The sequence below is a fragment of the Stenotrophomonas sp. PS02301 genome, from assembly GCF_029959485.1.
GTDB classification, from domain to species: Bacteria; Pseudomonadota; Gammaproteobacteria; order Xanthomonadales; family Xanthomonadaceae; genus Stenotrophomonas; species Stenotrophomonas maltophilia_Z.
Map to the genome: position 1 here is coordinate 1 of NZ_JASCOO010000086.1, position 17,075 is coordinate 17,075.

Below are 17,075 nucleotides of genomic sequence, written 5' to 3' on the forward strand. Positions count from 1 at the left end.
TAGTAAGCCCGATGGCCGGACTGCGTCGGGTGAAAAGCCCCCGTCGTGTCGACGCGGGCGCGATGAGGTGGACGGCGCGTGCAGCGGCCGCGCCGAAGGCCGTTACTCGGGCAGCACTTCCAGCGTGGCTACGTAGCTCAGGCGACGCTTCTTGGCCTCCTTGATCGAGGTCCTGCTGTCTTCGGTGCCGGTTTCCAGCCAGTACATGCCCGCTTCCGGCCAGGTGACGGCGAACTCGCCCTTGGCATCGGTGCTGACCTTGATCTCGTCCTGCGCGTTGCGGTACCGGGTGCCGCCGCGGGTGATCTCGAACGCCAGGCCGGCGGTCGGCTTGCCGTCGACCAGCACGCGGAAGCGCGCGGCTTCACCGGCGACCAGATCGTTCGGGTGGGCCAGCGCGATCATCTCGATGCCCTGGTTGGTCGGCTTGAGCGCGGTGTCGTTCGGCGTGCCGTTGGTGACGAAGGTTTCCACGCGACCGACCGACTGCGAGACCTGCAGGTTCTTGGCGTTCTTCGGCACTTCGGTGGCGAAGGTGGCGGGGGTGCCGCGCCAGCGCTTGGGCTTGCCGTCTTCTTCCCAGCTGGCCGACAGGCCGTTGTTGATCGTGGCCAGGCGGTAAGTGCCCTGCTGGGTCAGCTCGACATCGAACACGCTGCGGAACTTGCCGGTCGCCGCGTTCTGCGGCTGCACGGTGCTGCCGTCCGGCGCGGTGATGACCAGGTTGTCCAGGCGCAGCGGCACGTGGTTGAAGTAGAACAGGTCGTTGGAGACCGCCGCATCGACGGTGATCCACGGGTTGGTACCCGCGATCACGGTCTGCGAGGGCTGCAGCCAGGCCTTGTGGGCCAGGGCGGAGAACGGAAGAGCGGCGGCCATGGCGGCGGCGAGGACGAGCGTGCGCTTCATCGAAAAACTCCAGGTGGATGGGGGGATCAGGGCTTGGCGGACAGGGTGACCAGACCGAGTTCGGTCGCGCCCTGGGCCTTGCCGGACTGGGCGGACGTGGCCGGCCAGGTGAAGGGGATCTTGAGCAGTTCGCGGCCGCCGACTTCGCGCACCGCTTCCACCACGAGGGTGTAGTTGCCCGGGGCGAGCGCCTTGAGCGCCGGCTGCTTGTCGCTGAAGGAGAGCGCGTGCTTGCCGACCGGGCGGGTCGGGCCGGTGACGCCGTCCACCGGCACCTCCAGCGTACGGCCGCTCTTGCGCCACCACTGGCGCAGGTCGGGCAGCCACTTGGTGCCATGGCCTTCGGCGTTGCCGGTCTGCTGGTACCAGACGGAGAGGTTGGCGGCGACCTTCTGGTCGGCCCCTTCCAGCCACACGGCCACATACGGGCGGTGGTACTCGGCCACGTTGAGCTTGGGCACCTCGACGTTGATGTCCAGGGTGGTGGCATAGGCCGGCGAGGTGGCCAGCAGGCCGCTCAGGGCGATGGTCAGGGTGACGCGCATGGTGCGGCTCCGGAAGGGACGGTCAGTGGATGAGGATCAGGGCGATCAGCAGCGGGATCAGCAGGCCCAGGCCGACCAGCGGCCAGGTCATGCGGCGCTGGCGGGCATGCAGGTGCAGCAGGAACAGGCCGGTGATGCAGAACACCAGGCAGGCCACGGCGAAGATATCCAGGAACCAGCCCCAGGCTGGCCCGGCATTACGCCCTTTGTGCAGATCGTTGAAATAGGACACCCAGCCGCGCGCGGTGGATTCGTACTCCACGTCACCCGTTTCGCGGTCGATGCTCAGCCAAGCGTCGGCCCCCGGGCTGGGCATGGAGAGATAGATTTCGCCATCGGACCATTCGGCCGGGCGGCGGCCGATCGAGATGCCGAGCTGCGCATCCAGCCAGCGGCTGGCCACGCGGGGCAGAGGAGCATTGCCGTCGGCGCGGTCGCCGAGCTTGCCGAGCAGCTCGGCAGGCAGCGCCAGCTGGCGGCTGACCACCTCCGGCTTGGCTTCGATCCTGGCCGCGTGGTTCAAGGTTATGCCGGTCGCGGCAAACAGCAGCATGCCGATCAGGCACACCGCCGAGCTGATCCAGTGCCACTGGTGCAGCGTGCGCAGCCAGAAGCCGCGGCGTTGTTGTTGCACGCTGGAAGAGGGAGCGCTGGTGGCCACGGTCGGGAGAGAGAGTACTGAGGGGCGAATTACACCATTGATGAGAATGATTCGCAATTTGTGCAAAAAGAAGGCAGCGTTCCGTTGCCGGCGCGCTGCCCGAGGTCAAGGCCAGCGGCGGCGTCACCAGGACGCCGCCGCGGTGTGCCTCAGAACTTGGCGTTCAATGAGATCCAGTAGCTGCGGCGCTGATCCTTGGTGGAATAGTCATCCACACAGCTGTAGTCGCTCTCGCTGATCAGCACGCAGGACTGCGAGACGAAGTTCTTGTCGAACAGGTTGTTGACCCGCGCGTTGACGGTCAGCCACTTGTTGATATCCCAGCTGCCGCCGAGGTGGAAGATGGTGTAGTCCTCGTAATAGCGGGTCTGCGAGCTGCTCACGCCGCCCACGTTGCTGACCAGCGTGTCGCGGTAGCGGTCGTAGCGGCCTTCGCCGATCAGCGACAGGCTCACCGCCTCGCTGACCTGCCAGTTCAGGCTGGCATTGGCCATGTGCCTGGCCGGGTTGCCGGTGATCGGCAGGCCCTTGCCGGTGCCACTGGTCTGCTCGCTCTTGGTCCAGGTGTAGTTGCCGCGCAGTTGCAGGTTGTCCAGCAGATCCACCTGGGCCGCCGCTTCCACGCCGCGGGTCTCGGCCTTGTCGATGTTCACGCTCTGGCCGAAGGTGCTGTAGCCCAGCTCGGCCCAGCCCGGGCCGATATCCACGCAGTAGCTGCCATCGTTCGGGGCGACTTCGCAGTTGGCGAAGGTGCCGCCGCTGGCGATCTTGTCGTCGAACTTGTTGAGGAAGCCGGTGAGGTTGAAGCCCCAGCGATCGCCTTCGTAGTACGCGGCGATTTCGTAGTTGGTGCTGGTCTCCGGCTTGAGATTCGGCGAGCCGACCAGCGGGATCACGCCCTGGCCGCCGAAGCCGACGATGCCCGGGAACAGCTGGTCCGGACGGGGGGTCTTGTAGCCCGTGCTGACGCCGCCCTTGACGGTCCAGGCATCGTTGGCATTCCACACCAGGTAGGCGCGCGGGCTGACGTGACTGCCGAAGATGTTGTGGTCGTCATAGCGCACGCCGACCGTGGCGGTCAGGGTGTCGGTCAGCGACCAGTTGTCCTCGGCGAACAGCGCCCACATGCGGTGCTGCTGCTTGACGTTGTTCTTGTAGCCGGCGCCGTCCATGCCGAACACGCCGTCGATCATGTCGGTATCGTTGTACTGGCCGCCGACGGTCAGCTTGTGCGCGCCGAAGGTGAGATCGAGCATGGTGTCCAGCACGTTGCCCTTCAGTTCCATCGTGCGCAGCGGGCGCGGCAGGAAGGCCTGCAGGCGCGCCATCTCGGCCGGGTTCAGCGCAGCCAGACCGTTGCGTGCGCTGGCGGCGCAGTTGGCGGCGGCGCCGGTGCGGCGGCAGACGTCGTTCCACAGGCCCTGCAGATCGGCGCGCTCATCCAGCGTCAGCGGCAGCGACCGGCCGAGGTTGTTGCTGGTGATGTGGGTCAGCGTGGTCTGCCAGGTGCCGAATTCATAGCGGCCCTGGTGGGTCAGTGCCAGCTGGTCGCGCTCATAGCGCTGGTAGGCGGTGTAACCCACGCGCGGCTGCACCACGCGGCGGGTAACGTTGCCGGTGCCGTTCGGGTTGGGGATCGTGGCATTGCCCACGCGCCACAGGCTGGCCAGGCTGTCCAGGGTGCCGGTCTGGCCTTCGCTGTTGTCGTACTTCTGGCGCGACACGTCGTAGTCCAGCCACAGCTCGTGGTCGTCATTGACGATGAAGTTCAGGCGCAGGCCGGTGTTCCAGTTGGTGTTGGCCACCGCCTTGCCGCCGGCACCGAAGCCGATGCTGCGCGACCATAGCGTGCCGTCCGGCAGCGGCAGATCGTCCCATTCCGGGTTGGAGGCTTTGGCGTCGTAGTAGCTGCCGCGCACCGACAGGCCCAGGCGGTCCTTGATCAGCGGGCCGCTCAGGTAGACATCGGTGCTGCGTGCATCACCGAACTGGTCGTCCTGCTGCACCGTGAAACCCTGGGTGACCGCGCCATGCCACTCGGTCTGGTTGCGGCGGGTGATGATGTTGATCACCCCGCCCATCGCATCGGAGCCGTACAGCGTGGACATCGGGCCGCGCACCACCTCGATGCGTTTGATCGCATCCAGTGGCGGCATGTAGGAGAACTGGCCACCGCCGAAGTTGTTCGGGTACAGGTTGCCGGCGTTGCTCTGGCGGCGACCGTCGATCAGCACCAAGGTGTAGTCCGACGGCATGCCGCGCATGGAAATGGTGGCGCGGCCGTTCTTGTCGGTCGGCTCCATGCCCACGTCGATGCCTTCCACGTCGCGCAGCGCATCCACCAGGCTGGTGTACGGGCGCTTGCTCAGTTCTTCGCGGCTGATCACGCTGATGCTGGCCGGGGCATCGGCGATCTTCTGCTCGAAGCCCGCGGCGGTGACGACCACCTTGTCCAGCGTGGTCGGGCCGGCGGCCTCACCGTTGGCGAAGGCCGGGGCGCTCAGCGCACCGAGCAGGGCGATGGACAGGGTGCAGCGGGACAGAGACATGCGACGACGATGGCGCTGGGCCATGGGGGTTACCTCGGAAAGAAGAACGCGGACGCAACGCGGCAGGCCGCAGGGCGGCAGCACGCGCAGGAATCAGGAAGGCCCGGAACGGGCAGAACGTGCGTGACCGGGCGGGGCGCAATGGCGCCGCCGGCCGTGTGGATCAGCCCTGCGGTGGGGCTTGGCCGCGCTGGACGCGCAGGCCGGGTGCGGCAGGCAGCGGCGTGGCCGGTGCCGAATCAATGGCGGGCACGACCCGCGGCGGCTGTGCCACCAGGGTGGCCATCAGCGCATCCAGCGATTCCACGACCGGTGGCAGCGACGGCTGCGGCGGTGGCGTGGAAGCAGGGCGTGCGCTGGCGACCCGGCGCGGCTTGGCCGGGGCTTCTTCCTGCGGGGTGGTCTCGCCACCGCCGGCCGGGCGCTCGTCCATCGGCATCTGCAGGACCATCACGGTGCTGCCGGGGGCAACGCGCTCCAGTACCGGCAGGCCGGCCAGCAGCAGCGACAACAGGCCCAACCACGCCAGCACGGTCGACAACGCCTGCTGCCGCCCGCGCATGGCGGGAGCAAAGCTGCGATGGCGGTGTGGATGGCGCAAGACGAGCCCCTGTCGAAGCGGCCAGTCGATCAGCCGACCGGCAACGCGGCGGGATTGTAGGTGAGATTCGTTAGCGGACGCAAATGAGAATGATTAATGATTCTGCGCCTGCAGGTACGTCAGCCTTTGCAATCAGGCAACCAGCGCCCGGATCGAGGGATGGGGCGAGGCCGCCAGGGTGGGGCGCAGGTGAGCCAGAAACGACGGACTGCCGTGGGCAAGTGCGCGTCGCAGCCACTGCGCCGCAGCGTCGATATCCCCGGCGGCGAGCAGCAACGAGGCATGGCTGGCCTGGCCGCGGAAGTCGCCGGCCTCGGCCGCGCGCCGATACCAGGCCGGTGCCGCAGCCGGATCGGCCGCCACGCCGATCCCGTCCTCCAGGCAGCGACCGACCAGATTCATCGATTTGGCATGGCCGAGCCGCGCGGCGCGCAGGTACAGCGCGAACGCGGCGCGTTCATCGCGTGGTACCCCACGGCCGGTGCCCAGCAGGTTGGCCAGGTTGTACAGGCCCCAGTCCAGCCCGGCATCGGCCGCCTTGCGATACCAGACCGCGGCCAGGGCCAGGTTGACCGGCGTCCCGGTGCCGAGCTCGTGGCAACGGCCAAGCATGTTCATGGCGATCGCCAGGCCACCATTGGCGGCGCGCTCGAACCAGAGCACGGCGGCGGCGGCATCGGGCGCGATCCCGCGTCCTTCCATCCGCGCCTGGCCGAGCAGGCACTGCGCCTGCGGATCGCCGCGCTGTGCGGTAGCTTCCAGGGTGGCGAGTGCGGCGGCCGGATCGTGCCGCAGCTGCTCGGCCAGTGCCGCCACGTCGAGCGCAGCCAAGGGGGCCTCAGACATCGGCCCACTGCCGCAGCAGGTTGTGATACACGCCGGTCAGGTTCACCAGCGCGGGGTGTTCGGGGTGGTCATGGGTGAGACGGCGGATCGAGACATCCAGATCCCACATCAGGCGCCGCTGGCCGTCATCGCGCAGCATGCTCTGGATCCAGAAGAACGAGGCCAGCCGCGTGCCGGCGGTGACCGGGGTGACCTGGTGCAGGCTGGTGCCCGGGTACAGCACCATGTGGCCGGCTGGCAGTTTGACCCGCTGGTTGCCGTAGGTGTCTTCGATCACCAGTTCGCCGCCCTCGTACTCGTCCGGATCGCTCAGGAACAACGTGGCCGAGAGATCGGTGCGCACCGGCTGCGGTTGGCCCGGGGCGGTGTAGTCGTAGCGCACTGCATTGTCGACATGGAACCCGAAGGTCTGCCCCGGCTGATAGCAGTTGAACAGCGGCGGGAAGATGCGACGCGGCAGCGCGGCCGAGAAGAAGGTGCTGTTGCGGCCCAGCGCATCGAGGATGGCCGAGCCGACCGCACGTGCGGCCGGATCCGATTCGGGCAACTGCAGGTTGTGCTTGGCCTGCGCGGACTGGTAGCCCGCGGTCAGGCGGCCGTCGGTCCAGCCGGCCGTGGCCAGCTGCTGGCGGGCCTGGGTGACCTGCTCGGCGGTGAGGACGTCGGGGATGTGCAGCAGCATGGAGGGCTCCAGCCCCTCCCGCACGAGCGCGCGGGAAGGGGTGTATCGGTTAGAACGTGAAGTTGAAGGCCAGCGTGGCCGAACGACCCGGCGCGATGGCGGCGTAGTGCGAAGCGTACGCCTTGGTGAAGTAGGTTTTGTTGGTCAGGTTCTGCACGTTCAACTGCAGGCTGTAGCGCTCGCTGAAGGCGTAGCCGACCATCGCATCCCAACGGGTGTAGGAGGGCACCCACTTGGTGTTGTTGACGTTGCCGTAGACCTTGTCCACGTAGTTGGCACCCGCGCCCAGGCTCAGGCCCGGCACGAACGACGGCGCCCACGTGGTCCACAGGCTGGCGCTGTGCTTGGCGGTGTTGGGGAACGCGTTGCCGTTGAACGGCGAGGGCACGTAGACGCCGTTGACCAGCGCGAAGCCGTTGTCCTCGACCACCGCATCCAGGTAGGTGTAACCACCGAAGACCTGCCAACCCTCCACGATCGTGCCGCTGAAGCCCAGCTCGGCGCCCTTGACCTTCTTGGTGCCTGCGTTCTGCGTGGTGCCTGCATCGCTGGTCACGCGCGCGTTGCTCATTTCGGTCTGGAAGATCGCACCGGTCAGCGACAGGCGGGCATCGAACAGATCCCACTTGGTGCCCAGCTCGATGTTGCGGCTGCGCTGCGGCTTGAGATCCTGGATGGTGGCACTGATGCCGTCGGCGCCGTCGCCGCCGTCCACGCCGACCGGGGTGGAGGAGGTGCCCCAGGAGACGTAGATGCTGCCGTTTTCCACCGGCTTGAACACCAGGCCGGCCTGGCCGTTCCAGAACGAGGTGTCGTTGCGCAGGTGCTGCAGGTTGGCCGCCGCAGTGGGGTTGAACTGGTGGGTGTTGTAGTCGTCCAAGCGCGCGCCCAGGTTCAGCATCCATTGCTCGCTGAAGCTGATCGTGTCGAACACATACGCCGATTTGGTGCGGGTGGTCTGGCGCACATCGCGGGCCGGATCGCTGCGGGTGACGGTATGGGTGGCCGACCACGGATCGTTCGGATTCGGATTGGTCAGATCGGTGCAGTTGTAGCCGGTGGCGGCGCCGGTGGTCGGGCAGCTCTGGTTGCCGGTCAGCGGGTTGTTGGTGCCTGCGGTGGTCTGGCCATTGGGGCGGCGCACATCGGCGATCGCGTAGGTGCCGCGCACGGTCTTTTCGCTGCTGTACTCGACGCCGGCGTTGAAGCTGTGGCGCAGCGGGCCGGTTTCCAGCTCACCGGTCACGCTGGTCTGGTTGACGAAGCTGTCGGTCTGCGTGGCGCGTGCATTGGTACGGCGCCAGACGGTGCCGAACAGGTTCGGGTTGCCCTTGCTGTCGTCCGGCTGGGTCCACAGGTAATCGTTGCGGGTATCGCCGTAGCGGGTGATGTTGCGCAGCACGATGCCGCCAAAATCATGCGACAGATTCAAGGTGGTGATGTCCGCCTTGGTTTTCTGGAAGTCGCGGTCGACCAGGCCATAGAACGCATCGCGGTTGGTCACGATCGGGCTGCCGTCACCGTTGAGGGCCACGTTGGGGCCGCTGGTGAACGGGTTGTTGTACGGGAAGCCGCCGGCATCGGGCAGGTCGTCGGTTTCCATGTGGTAGTGGCTGATCACCGCCTGGGTCGGGCCGTTCAGGCCGAATGCCAGCGACGGCGCGATGCCCCAACGGCTGCTGTTCACTTCATCGCGGCCGGCCACGTCGGCATCGTGCTTCATGATGTTCAAACGGGCGGCGATGCCGTCGCCGATCACCTGGTTCGCATCCAGCGTGCCGCGGCGGTAGCTGTCGGTGCCGGCGGCCAGGCTGCCGGACACGAAGTCCTCCAGCTTGGGCGTCTTGCTGACCAGGCTGATGGTGCCGCCGGCCGAACCGCGGCCGGAGTAGGCCGAGCTCGGGCCCTTGACCACATCGATCTGCTCGATGGCGAACACTTCACGGGTCTGGCTGCCGGCATCGCGGATGCCATCCACATAGATGTCCGAGGCCGAATCGAACCCGCGGATGAAGGGCCGGTCGCCGGTCGGGTTGCCGCCTTCGCCGGCACCGAAGGTGATGCCCGGCACGGTGCGCAGCGCATCGAGCAGGGTGGTGGCCGCGGTCTGCTCGATCACCTGCTGGGAGATCACGCTGACCGACTTGGGCGTATCCAGCAGCGGTGCGGTGAACTTGGAAGACTGCGCGCGGACGCGCTCGCCGTGGACATCCACGCCGTCCAGTTCGGTGGCGCGCTGCGGATCGGCGGCAGCATCGGTCTCTGCATGGGCGATGGCGGGGGCGGCGATGGCCAGCAGCAGGGCGGACGACAACGGAGTCGGGCGGACGGTCATGGTGATTCCTGGGAAGACGGACGAAGGCCGGACGGCACGCGGCGGTCACGGCGGAGCGGAGGCAGGTGGGGAAAACGGACAGGCGGCCGACGGCGGCGCGGTGACGCAGGCGTGGCGGGCATCGACGCGCAGCAGCGTCGACGCCGGGATCAGGCGTAGGGAGGCGCGTGGCCGGGGTTGAGCCGCAGCGAGGGTTCCAGCCGCTGCCAACGCAGCGCGTCGGCGCGCCACAGCGGCACCCGCGCGACCCACGGCCCGCGGCTCAGGCGAGGCAGCACCGCCGGGTGGCCGGCCTCGGGGTCTGGGCCGGTCTCGGCTGTCAGGCTGGGCTCGGCGAACGGCAGCTCCGGCGCAGGCGCGGTGGGCGCGGTGACCCGAAGCGTGCTGCCGGCGTCCACTATCGCCGGGGTCTGGCCCTTCGCCGGGGAGCGCCCGGCGTTACCGGAACTGCCGGCGCTCAGCCAGCCGCAGGCCAGCAGCACCACGCAGAACGTGGCCCACAGGGCGGCGATACCAAGGACGGAGCGGTTGGCGGACACGGCTTACCGGGCAGGAGCGGCCGGGTGGCCGCAATGCCTATGGTAATAGGAACAATTCGCGTTTTCAAAACGCCGGCGTTCAGCCCGGGTCAGTCGCGGTCGTCGCGGGCCCAGACGGCGTCGTGTTCCCGCTTGACCGGGAACTTCGCGACCGGCGAGTAGGCCGGGGCGCACAGCGCGGCCCCGTCGCGGATGTCGAAGCGGGCCCCGTGCAGGACGCACTCGATGCTGGCCTCGGTGGTATCGAAGGTGCCCGAGGACAGCTCGAACTCGTCGTGGGTGCACTGGTCTTCCAGCGCGTACAGCTCGCCGTCCAGGTTGAACACCACGATCGGCGTGCCGGTCACCTCATCGAAAGTGCTCTTCATCTCGCCGGGCAGCAGCTCGGCGCTGGCGCAGACGAAGGTCCAGGTGTCGCTCACGCCGGCACCGCCAGCGGCTTTTCCAGGATCTCGAAGCGCAGATCGTCGCGCTTGGGGATGCCGAAGCGTTCATCGCCATACGGGAAGGGCTTTTTGATGCCGGTGCGCTGGTAGCCGCGGCGTTCGTAGAAGGCGATCAGCTCGTCGCGGATGTCGATCACCGTCATCTGCATGACCGGCACGCCCCACTCGCGCGCGGCGTGGGCTTCGGCGGCCAGCATCACCTGCTTGCCGATGCCGCCGCCCTGCTGGGTCGGGTCCACCGAGAACATGCCGAAGTAGCCTTTGCCCTGGTCATCGGCGATATGGGCGCAGGCCAGCAGCTGGCTCCCGCGCTCGGCCAGCAGGATGGTACTGCGCGGGCGCTCGATGTCTGCCTGAAGACCCTGCGGGTCGATGCGGGCGCCATCGAGGATGTCGGCCTCGGTGGTCCAGCCGGCGCGGCTGGCATCGCCCCGATAGGCGGAGGTGACCAGGGTGACGAGGGCGGGGATGTCGGCCAACGTGGCGGCGCGGTAGGTGAGTGTGCTCATGCGGCCATTTTAGGCTGGCCGGGGCCGGGACGGAAACGACCGCAGCCGGGAACGAAAAACGCCGTGGCAGGCCACGGCGTTCCGGTGAGGCACAGACGGGGGCGGACTCAGCCCAGCAGCTTGCGCACCTTGTTCAGCGCCACGATGAAGCGCTCGATTTCGTCATGCGTGTTGTAGAACGCCAGCGAGGCGCGGCAGGTCGCGGCGACGCCGTAGTACTGCAGCAGCGGGTGCGCGCAATGCTGGCCCGAGCGGACGGCGACGCCTTCCAGGTCGAGCAGGGTGGCCAGATCGTGCGAATGCGCGCCGTCCACCAGGAAGGAGACCACCGCCGCCTTGTCCGGCGTGGTGCCGAAGATGCGCAGGCCGTCGATCTTGTTCAGCTCTTCGGTGAAGTGCGCCAACAGCTCGCCTTCGCGGGCTTCCACGTGCTCCAGGCCCAATGACTCGAGGTAATCCACCGCCACGCCCAGGCCGATGAAGCCGGCGATGTTCGGGGTGCCGGCCTCGAACTTGTGCGGGGCATCGTTGAACACGGTGCCCTCGAAGCTGACTTCCTTGATCATCTCGCCTCCGCCGAGGAACGGCGGCATGGCATCGAGATGCTCGCGCCTGGCCCACAGCGCGCCGGTGCCGGTCGGGCCGCACATCTTGTGGCCGGTGATGGCATAGAAGTCGCAGCCGATCGCGGGGATGTCGACCTTGCGGTGCGGCACCGCCTGCGAGCCGTCCACCACGGTGATGATGCCGCGCTTGCGGGCTTCGCGGCAGATCTCGCGGACCGGGTTGACCGTGCCCAGCACGTTGGAGACGTGGGCAACCGCGAGCAGCTTGACCTCGGGGGTCATGGCCGCGCGCAGCGCATCCAGATCCAATGCGCCCTCCGGGGTGATCTCGGCCACGCGGATCGTCGCGCCGGTGCGCTGGGCGACCAGCTGCCACGGCACGATGTTGGCGTGGTGTTCCATGCGCGAGACCAGGATGACATCGCCGGCCTTCAGCCGCGGCAGTGCCCACGAATAGGCGACCAGGTTGATCGCGAAGGTGGTGCCGCTGCACAGCACCAGCTCGCTGGCGCGCACGTTGAGGAAGCGCGCCAGTTTGTTGCGTGCGCCTTCGTAGGCATCGGTCGCTTCGGTGCCGAGCGCATGCACCGCACGGCTGACGTTGGCGTTGTAGCGGCGGTAGAACTCGTCCACCGCGCCGATCACCTGCACCGGCTTCTGCCCGGTGTTGGCGTTGTCGAAATACACCAGCGGCTTGCCGTGCACTTCGCGCATCAACAGCGGGAAGTCCAGGCGCACGCGGTCCCAATCGGGTGCGGCGCCGGTATCGGCGACCGGGCGCGGCGTGGACAGGTTCATGCCACGCCCGCCAAGGCCAGCGCACGGTCGAGCTGGGCGGTGAGCTGCTCGGTCAGGCGCGCGTCGAGGGCGTTCAGTGGTTCATGGCAGAACGCCGCGCTCAGCAGCTGCTGCGCGCGATCGGCCGGCAGGCCACGCGAGCGCAGGTAGAACAGCGCGTTGGCATCGAGCTGACCGACCGTGGCACCGTGGGCGGCCTTCACTTCGTCGGCATCGATCACCAGCGTGGGCTGGGTATCGATCTCGGCATCGGCGGAGAGCAGCAGGTTCTTGTTGGACAGGTTGGCGTCAGTGCCATCGGCGCCTTCGCGGATGTGGATGCCACCGTGGAAGACCACGCGGCTGCGGTTGGCCGCCACGCCTCGCCAGACCATTTCCGAGGCGGTATCACGCGCGATGTGCTCGATGCCCAGGCGGGTATCGATATGGCGGCGGCCGTTGCCAAGCAGCACGCCGTTGGCGGTCAGCTGGGCGTTGTCGCCTTCCAGGCGGACGTTGAGCTCATGGCGGCTCAGCGCGGCGCCCAGCTCCAGATCGATGCGGCGGTACTGCGCGTTACGGGCCAGCACGGCGTCGGTGCGCAGCAGCGAGGTGGCGCGGGTGGCATCGGCCTGCACGCGGGCGTGCGAGAGCACCGCATCCTGCGCCAGATGGACGTGCACCAGGGTGTTGTCCAGGTGCGCGGCATCACCGACATGCAGGTGGTGCTCGACCACGCCCAGCGCAGCGCCAGCACGAAGCTCGATCAGGTGGCGGTGGTGCCAGGACAGGTCGGTATCGCCGGCCACGCTGATGAACACCAGCTGCAGCGGCGCCTCGACCTGCACGCCTGCTTCCACGCGCAGCAGCACGCCCTCATCGGCGAGCGCGGCGTTGAGGCGGGCGAACACTTCCTCGCTGCGCTCGAAGCGGCGGCCGAGGAAACGAGCGGCTTCATCGCCCGCGGCCAGTGCCGAGGACAGGGTGGCCAGCTGCACACCGGCCGGCACTGCAGCGACATCGCTCAGCGCGCCGGACGGGCGACCATTGACGAACACCAGCCGCGGCGACGGGATGTCGGCCAGCAGGGCGGCATCGACCATGGCCGGGGCGAGCGGGGCGGGCTGGAAGCTGCGACGCTCCAGCTGGCGCAGGGAGGTGTATTTCCAGGCTTCGGTGCGCGGGCCGGGCAGGCCGGCCTGCAGGGCGGCATCCAGCTCGGCGCGACGTGCATCGCTGCCGCAGAAGCCGCTGGCGAGGGAATCGAGCAGGGCGCTCATCAGACCGCTGCCTCCGGCACCACGCGGTCCTTCAGGAAGTGGTAGCCATGGGCTTCCAGTTCCAGGGCCAGTTCCGGGCCGCCGCTCTGCACGATCTTGCCATCGGCCAGAACATGCACCACGTCCGGCTTGATGTAATCGAGCAGGCGCTGGTAATGGGTGATCACGATGAAGGAACGGTCCGGCGAACGCAGCGCGTTCACGCCGTCGGCCACGCTTTTGAGCGCGTCGATATCCAGGCCGGAGTCGGTTTCATCCAGGATCGCCAGCTTCGGCTCGAGCACGGCCAGCTGGAAGATCTCGTTGCGCTTCTTCTCGCCACCGGAGAAGCCTTCGTTGACGCCGCGGTGCAGCAGCTCGTCCTTCAGGTGCAGCACGGCCAGCTTCTGGCGGACCAGCTTGAGGAACTGCATCGAGTCCAGTTCTTCCTCGCCGCGCGCCTTGCGCTGGGCGTTGAGCGCGGCGCGCAGGAAGTAGGTGTTGTTCACGCCGGGGATTTCCACCGGGTACTGGAAGGCCAGGAACAGGCCGGCGGCGGCGCGTTCTTCCGGCGCCAGCTCGAGCAGATCACGGCCTTCGAACTGCACGCTGCCTTCGCTCACGTCATAGCCGTCGCGGCCGGCCAGGACATTGCCCAAGGTGGACTTGCCGGCGCCGTTGGGGCCCATGATGGCGTGCACCTGGCCGGGCTTCACGTCCAGCGAGAGGCCCTTGAGGATGTCTTTGTCGCCGATGCGTGCGTGGAGGTTGTCGATCTTCAACATGTCGATAATCGTCTTGTCAGATAGGGGAACTGGAGGCAGCGCGACTCAGAGGTCGTATTCGCTGCGCTCGAGGAATTCGTTGCGCAGGTAAGTGACCCGCGCGGTGGTCAAGGCCGCCTTGGCGCCGGAATACAGCATCGGGTACATCGAGCCGTACAGCAGGCGAGGGTTCTCGTTCTCGCCCACCGGGTAGCGCGCGTCCAGATCGGCGTCGCGCAGCTGGACCCACAGGCGCTGCGCTGCTTTCATCTTTGCCAGTGCGACCGGCTCGCCGGCCAGCTTGGCCACGATCTGGCGGTACACCGCGTTCAGTTCGGCATCGGCCTGCTTGAACTCGCCGTCAGCGCAGGCATTGAGCTCGAGCTGGTTGCCACCCGGATCGCATTTCACGTCCTGCGCGGCCACCGGCGCCAGCGCGCCCAGCAGCAGACCCAGGCTGATCAGGACGCGGATCATCCGACCGAGCCTTCCAGACTGACGTCCAGCAGCTTCTTGGCTTCCACGGCGAACTCCATCGGCAGCTCGCGGAAGACCTGCTTGCAGAAGCCGTCGACGATCATCGACACCGCATTTTCCTGATCGATGCCGCGGGCGCGGCAATAGAACAGCTGGTCGTCGGAGATCTTGGAGGTGGTCGCTTCGTGCTCGACCGTCGCGCTGGGGTTCTTCACCTCGATGTAGGGGAAGGTATGCGCGCCGGACTTCTTGCCGATCAGCAGGGAATCGCACTGGGTGTAATTGCGCGCGCCCTCGGCGCCGCGATCGATCTTCACCAGGCCACGGTAGGTGTTCTGGCCATGGCCGGCGCTGATGCCCTTGCTGACGATCTTGCTCTTGGTGCGCTTGCCGATGTGGATCATCTTGGTGCCGGTGTCGGCCTGCTGACGATGGTGGGTCAGCGCAACCGAGTGGAACTCGCCGACCGAATCATCGCCAAGCAGCACGCACGACGGGTATTTCCAGGTGATCGCCGAGCCGGTCTCGACCTGGGTCCAGGTGACCTTGCTGCGCGCACCACGGCATTCGGCACGCTTGGTGACGAAGTTGTAGATGCCGCCCACGCCGTTCTCATCGCCCGGGTACCAGTTCTGCACCGTGGAGTACTTGATCTCGGCATCGTCCAGCGCGACCAGCTCGACCACCGCGGCATGCAGCTGGTTCTCATCACGCATCGGCGCGGTGCAGCCTTCCAGGTAGGACACGTACGCCTTGTCCTCGCAGATGATCAGCGTGCGCTCGAACTGGCCGGTGTGGCCGGCGTTGATGCGGAAGTAGGTGCTCAGTTCCATCGGGCAACGCACGCCCTTGGGGATGAACACGAAGCTGCCGTCGGAGAACACCGCCGAGTTGAGCGCGGCGAAGTAGTTGTCGCCGACCGGCACCACGGTGCCCAGGTACTGCTTGACCAGTTCCGGGTGTTCCTTGATCGCTTCGGACATGGAGCAGAAGATCACGCCCTTCTCGGCCAGTTCCTTGCGGAAGGTGGTGCCGACCGAGACCGAATCGAACACCGCATCCACGGCGACGCCGGCCAGCCTGGCGCGCTCATGCAGCGGCACGCCGAGCTTGTCGTAGGTGTCCAGCAGTTCCTTGGGCACGTCGTCCAGCGAGGCGTACTTCGGGCCCTTTGGCGCGGAGTAGTAGCTCAACGCCTGCAGGTCGATCTGCGCGATCTGCAGCTTGGCCCAGTCCGGCATCGGCATGGTCAGGAAGTGGCGGTAGGCGTCCAGGCGCCACTGCGTCATCCACTCCGGCTCGTCCTTCTTGGCGGACAGGGCACGGATGGTGTCCTCGTCCAGGCCGGGCGGCAACGAGTCCGATTCGATGTCCGTGATGAAGCCTGCCGAGTACTTGCGGCCGAGCTGCTCATGGATCTCGCGGTTGGGGGTATCGCCGGTGGCGACGGTATCGAGGGTATCGGTGGCCATGGGGGCTGCCTGATCAGGAGACGACATCCGCCGCGATCGCGCGGCGGTGGGCGTCAACAAGGGGAAGAGGGGGCAGGATCTGCGCCAGGGTGACCGCGCGCAGCGCTTCGGACACCACGTCGTTGATCATCCGCCAGCTGCTGCGCGCGCCACACTGCAGCTCGCGGCCGCACTGGCTGTGGTCGTGGGCGCACTCGGTCAGGCCCAGCGGCCCTTCCATGGCTTCCACGATCTCGAACAGCGTGATCTGGTCTGCCGCACGGGTCAGCCGGTAGCCGCCGCGGACGCCGCGCAGGCCTTCGACCAGACCGGCCTGGGCCAGCGGCTTGAGCAGCTTGCTGACGGTGGGCGGTTCCAGACGGGCGAACTCGGCCAGTTCAGTGGCACTGAGCACCTCGCCCGGGCGGGCAGCGAGCACGGTCAGCACGACGGTGGCGTAATCGGTGAGCTTGGTGACGCGGAGCATGTGGGGTGCAGAACCATAAAGCGGACTGAAATTGTACGCTTTTATCCGGCGGCATCCAACCCGCCCGTTCAGGCGCCCGCAGGGCGGCCTTGGGCGCGTAGTGAACCGCATCGCTTTGGCAATCACAAAGATTAAGCGAGAATCGGGGCTTCCCACCGCAACGGTCAGCCAGATGCCCAAGAAGATCCAGGCCCGCAAGTCCACCATCCATGGCAATGGCGTGTTCGCGCTGGCGCCGATCAAGAAGGGCGAGCGGGTCATCCAGTACAAGGGTCTGCTGCGCAGCCACGCCGACGTGGACGCCGACGACACCGGGGATGTGGAGAGCGGTCATACCTTCCTGTTCACCCTCAACGACGACTACGTCATCGATGCTAACTACAAGGGCAACGACGCGCGCTGGCTCAACCACAGCTGCGATCCGAACTGCGAAGCAGTGATCGAGGAAGCCGAGGGTGACAACCGCCGCGAGGACAAGGTATTCATCGAGGCGATCAAGGACATCAAGCCGGGCGATGAGTTGACCTACAACTACGGCATCACCCTGGCCGAGCGTCACACCGCGCGCCTGAAGAAGATCTGGGAGTGCCGCTGCGGTTCGAAGCAGTGCACCGGCACGATGCTGCAGCCCAAGCGCTGATCCCTCCGGTCGCCACCGGCCATGGGCCGGTG

18 protein-coding genes are annotated in these 17,075 nt (G+C 67.2%); 1 reads left to right on the forward strand and 17 read right to left on the reverse strand.

Annotated features, from left to right (window positions below; genetic code table 11):
* Window positions 1-102 precede the first annotated feature (102 nt).
* From QMX81_RS16715 to QMX81_RS16795, 17 genes are all read right to left on the reverse strand, one after another.
* Entirely contained in the window at window positions 103-909 is an 807-nt protein-coding gene (locus tag QMX81_RS16715) for a DUF4198 domain-containing protein (protein WP_282263164.1), read from the reverse strand.
* A 26-nt stretch (window positions 910-935) separates the two neighbouring features.
* On the reverse strand, window positions 936-1,454 hold the full coding sequence (locus tag QMX81_RS16720) for a DUF2271 domain-containing protein (RefSeq protein WP_121043192.1): 519 nt from the start codon (window positions 1,452-1,454) through the stop codon (window positions 936-938).
* Window positions 1,455-1,476: 22 nt separating this feature from the next.
* Entirely contained in the window at window positions 1,477-2,115 is a 639-nt protein-coding gene (locus tag QMX81_RS16725; protein WP_152153521.1) for a PepSY-associated TM helix domain-containing protein, read from the reverse strand.
* Between the two features lie 149 nt (window positions 2,116-2,264).
* A complete protein-coding gene (locus QMX81_RS16730) occupies window positions 2,265-4,688 on the reverse strand; it encodes a TonB-dependent receptor (RefSeq protein WP_282263165.1) in 2,424 nt (807 codons plus the stop codon).
* Between the two features lie 139 nt (window positions 4,689-4,827).
* Window positions 4,828-5,265 (reverse strand): hypothetical protein, encoded by a 438-nt coding sequence (locus QMX81_RS16735; RefSeq protein ID WP_147433921.1) that lies wholly within the window; start codon window positions 5,263-5,265, stop codon window positions 4,828-4,830.
* A 132-nt stretch (window positions 5,266-5,397) separates the two neighbouring features.
* Window positions 5,398-6,111, reverse strand: a complete 714-nt coding sequence (locus QMX81_RS16740) for a tetratricopeptide repeat protein (protein WP_152153518.1) — start codon at window positions 6,109-6,111, stop codon at window positions 5,398-5,400.
* Window positions 6,104-6,793 carry a Fe2+-dependent dioxygenase gene (locus QMX81_RS16745; protein ID WP_019185662.1) on the reverse strand — a complete coding sequence of 230 codons (690 nt, stop codon included), beginning with the start codon at window positions 6,791-6,793 and terminating at the stop codon, window positions 6,104-6,106. Before QMX81_RS16745 ends, QMX81_RS16740 begins: the two co-directional genes overlap by 8 nt.
* 49 nt (window positions 6,794-6,842) lie before the next feature.
* Window positions 6,843-9,128 (reverse strand): TonB-dependent receptor, encoded by a 2,286-nt coding sequence (locus tag QMX81_RS16750; protein WP_282263167.1) that lies wholly within the window; start codon window positions 9,126-9,128, stop codon window positions 6,843-6,845.
* A 149-nt stretch (window positions 9,129-9,277) separates the two neighbouring features.
* On the reverse strand, window positions 9,278-9,667 hold the full coding sequence (locus QMX81_RS16755; RefSeq protein ID WP_121043204.1) for a hypothetical protein: 390 nt from the start codon (window positions 9,665-9,667) through the stop codon (window positions 9,278-9,280).
* A gap of 89 nt (window positions 9,668-9,756) precedes the next feature.
* Entirely contained in the window at window positions 9,757-10,089 is a 333-nt protein-coding gene (locus tag QMX81_RS16760) for a non-heme iron oxygenase ferredoxin subunit (protein WP_121043206.1), read from the reverse strand.
* Window positions 10,086-10,622, reverse strand: coding sequence for a GNAT family N-acetyltransferase (locus QMX81_RS16765; protein WP_121043208.1), 537 nt, complete (start codon window positions 10,620-10,622; stop codon window positions 10,086-10,088). The genes QMX81_RS16760 and QMX81_RS16765 overlap by 4 nt, the downstream gene beginning before the upstream one ends.
* A gap of 107 nt (window positions 10,623-10,729) precedes the next feature.
* Complete coding sequence (locus tag QMX81_RS16770; protein ID WP_121043210.1) at window positions 10,730-11,986, reverse strand: cysteine desulfurase; 1,257 nt, start codon at window positions 11,984-11,986, stop codon at window positions 10,730-10,732.
* Complete coding sequence (gene sufD, locus QMX81_RS16775; RefSeq protein WP_282263171.1) at window positions 11,983-13,245, reverse strand: Fe-S cluster assembly protein SufD; 1,263 nt, start codon at window positions 13,243-13,245, stop codon at window positions 11,983-11,985. Before sufD ends, QMX81_RS16770 begins: the two co-directional genes overlap by 4 nt.
* Entirely contained in the window at window positions 13,245-14,009 is a 765-nt protein-coding gene (gene sufC, locus QMX81_RS16780) for a Fe-S cluster assembly ATPase SufC (protein ID WP_259261285.1), read from the reverse strand. The genes sufD and sufC overlap by 1 nt, the downstream gene beginning before the upstream one ends.
* Window positions 14,010-14,054: 45 nt before the next feature.
* A complete protein-coding gene (locus tag QMX81_RS16785) occupies window positions 14,055-14,465 on the reverse strand; it encodes a lysozyme inhibitor LprI family protein (RefSeq protein ID WP_282263174.1) in 411 nt (136 codons plus the stop codon).
* Window positions 14,462-15,937: a Fe-S cluster assembly protein SufB gene (gene sufB / locus QMX81_RS16790; protein WP_121043216.1), complete on the reverse strand. Its 1,476-nt coding sequence runs from the start codon at window positions 15,935-15,937 to the stop codon at window positions 14,462-14,464. Before sufB ends, QMX81_RS16785 begins: the two co-directional genes overlap by 4 nt.
* Before the next feature lie 13 nt (window positions 15,938-15,950).
* Window positions 15,951-16,403: an SUF system Fe-S cluster assembly regulator gene (locus QMX81_RS16795; protein ID WP_026070170.1), complete on the reverse strand. Its 453-nt coding sequence runs from the start codon at window positions 16,401-16,403 to the stop codon at window positions 15,951-15,953.
* Window positions 16,404-16,575: 172 nt separating this feature from the next.
* On the opposite strand from QMX81_RS16795, the gene QMX81_RS16800 reads away from it, so the two are divergent.
* Entirely contained in the window at window positions 16,576-17,043 is a 468-nt protein-coding gene (locus QMX81_RS16800) for an SET domain-containing protein-lysine N-methyltransferase (RefSeq protein WP_121043218.1), read from the forward strand.
* The last annotated feature ends 32 nt before the right edge of the window (window positions 17,044-17,075 follow it).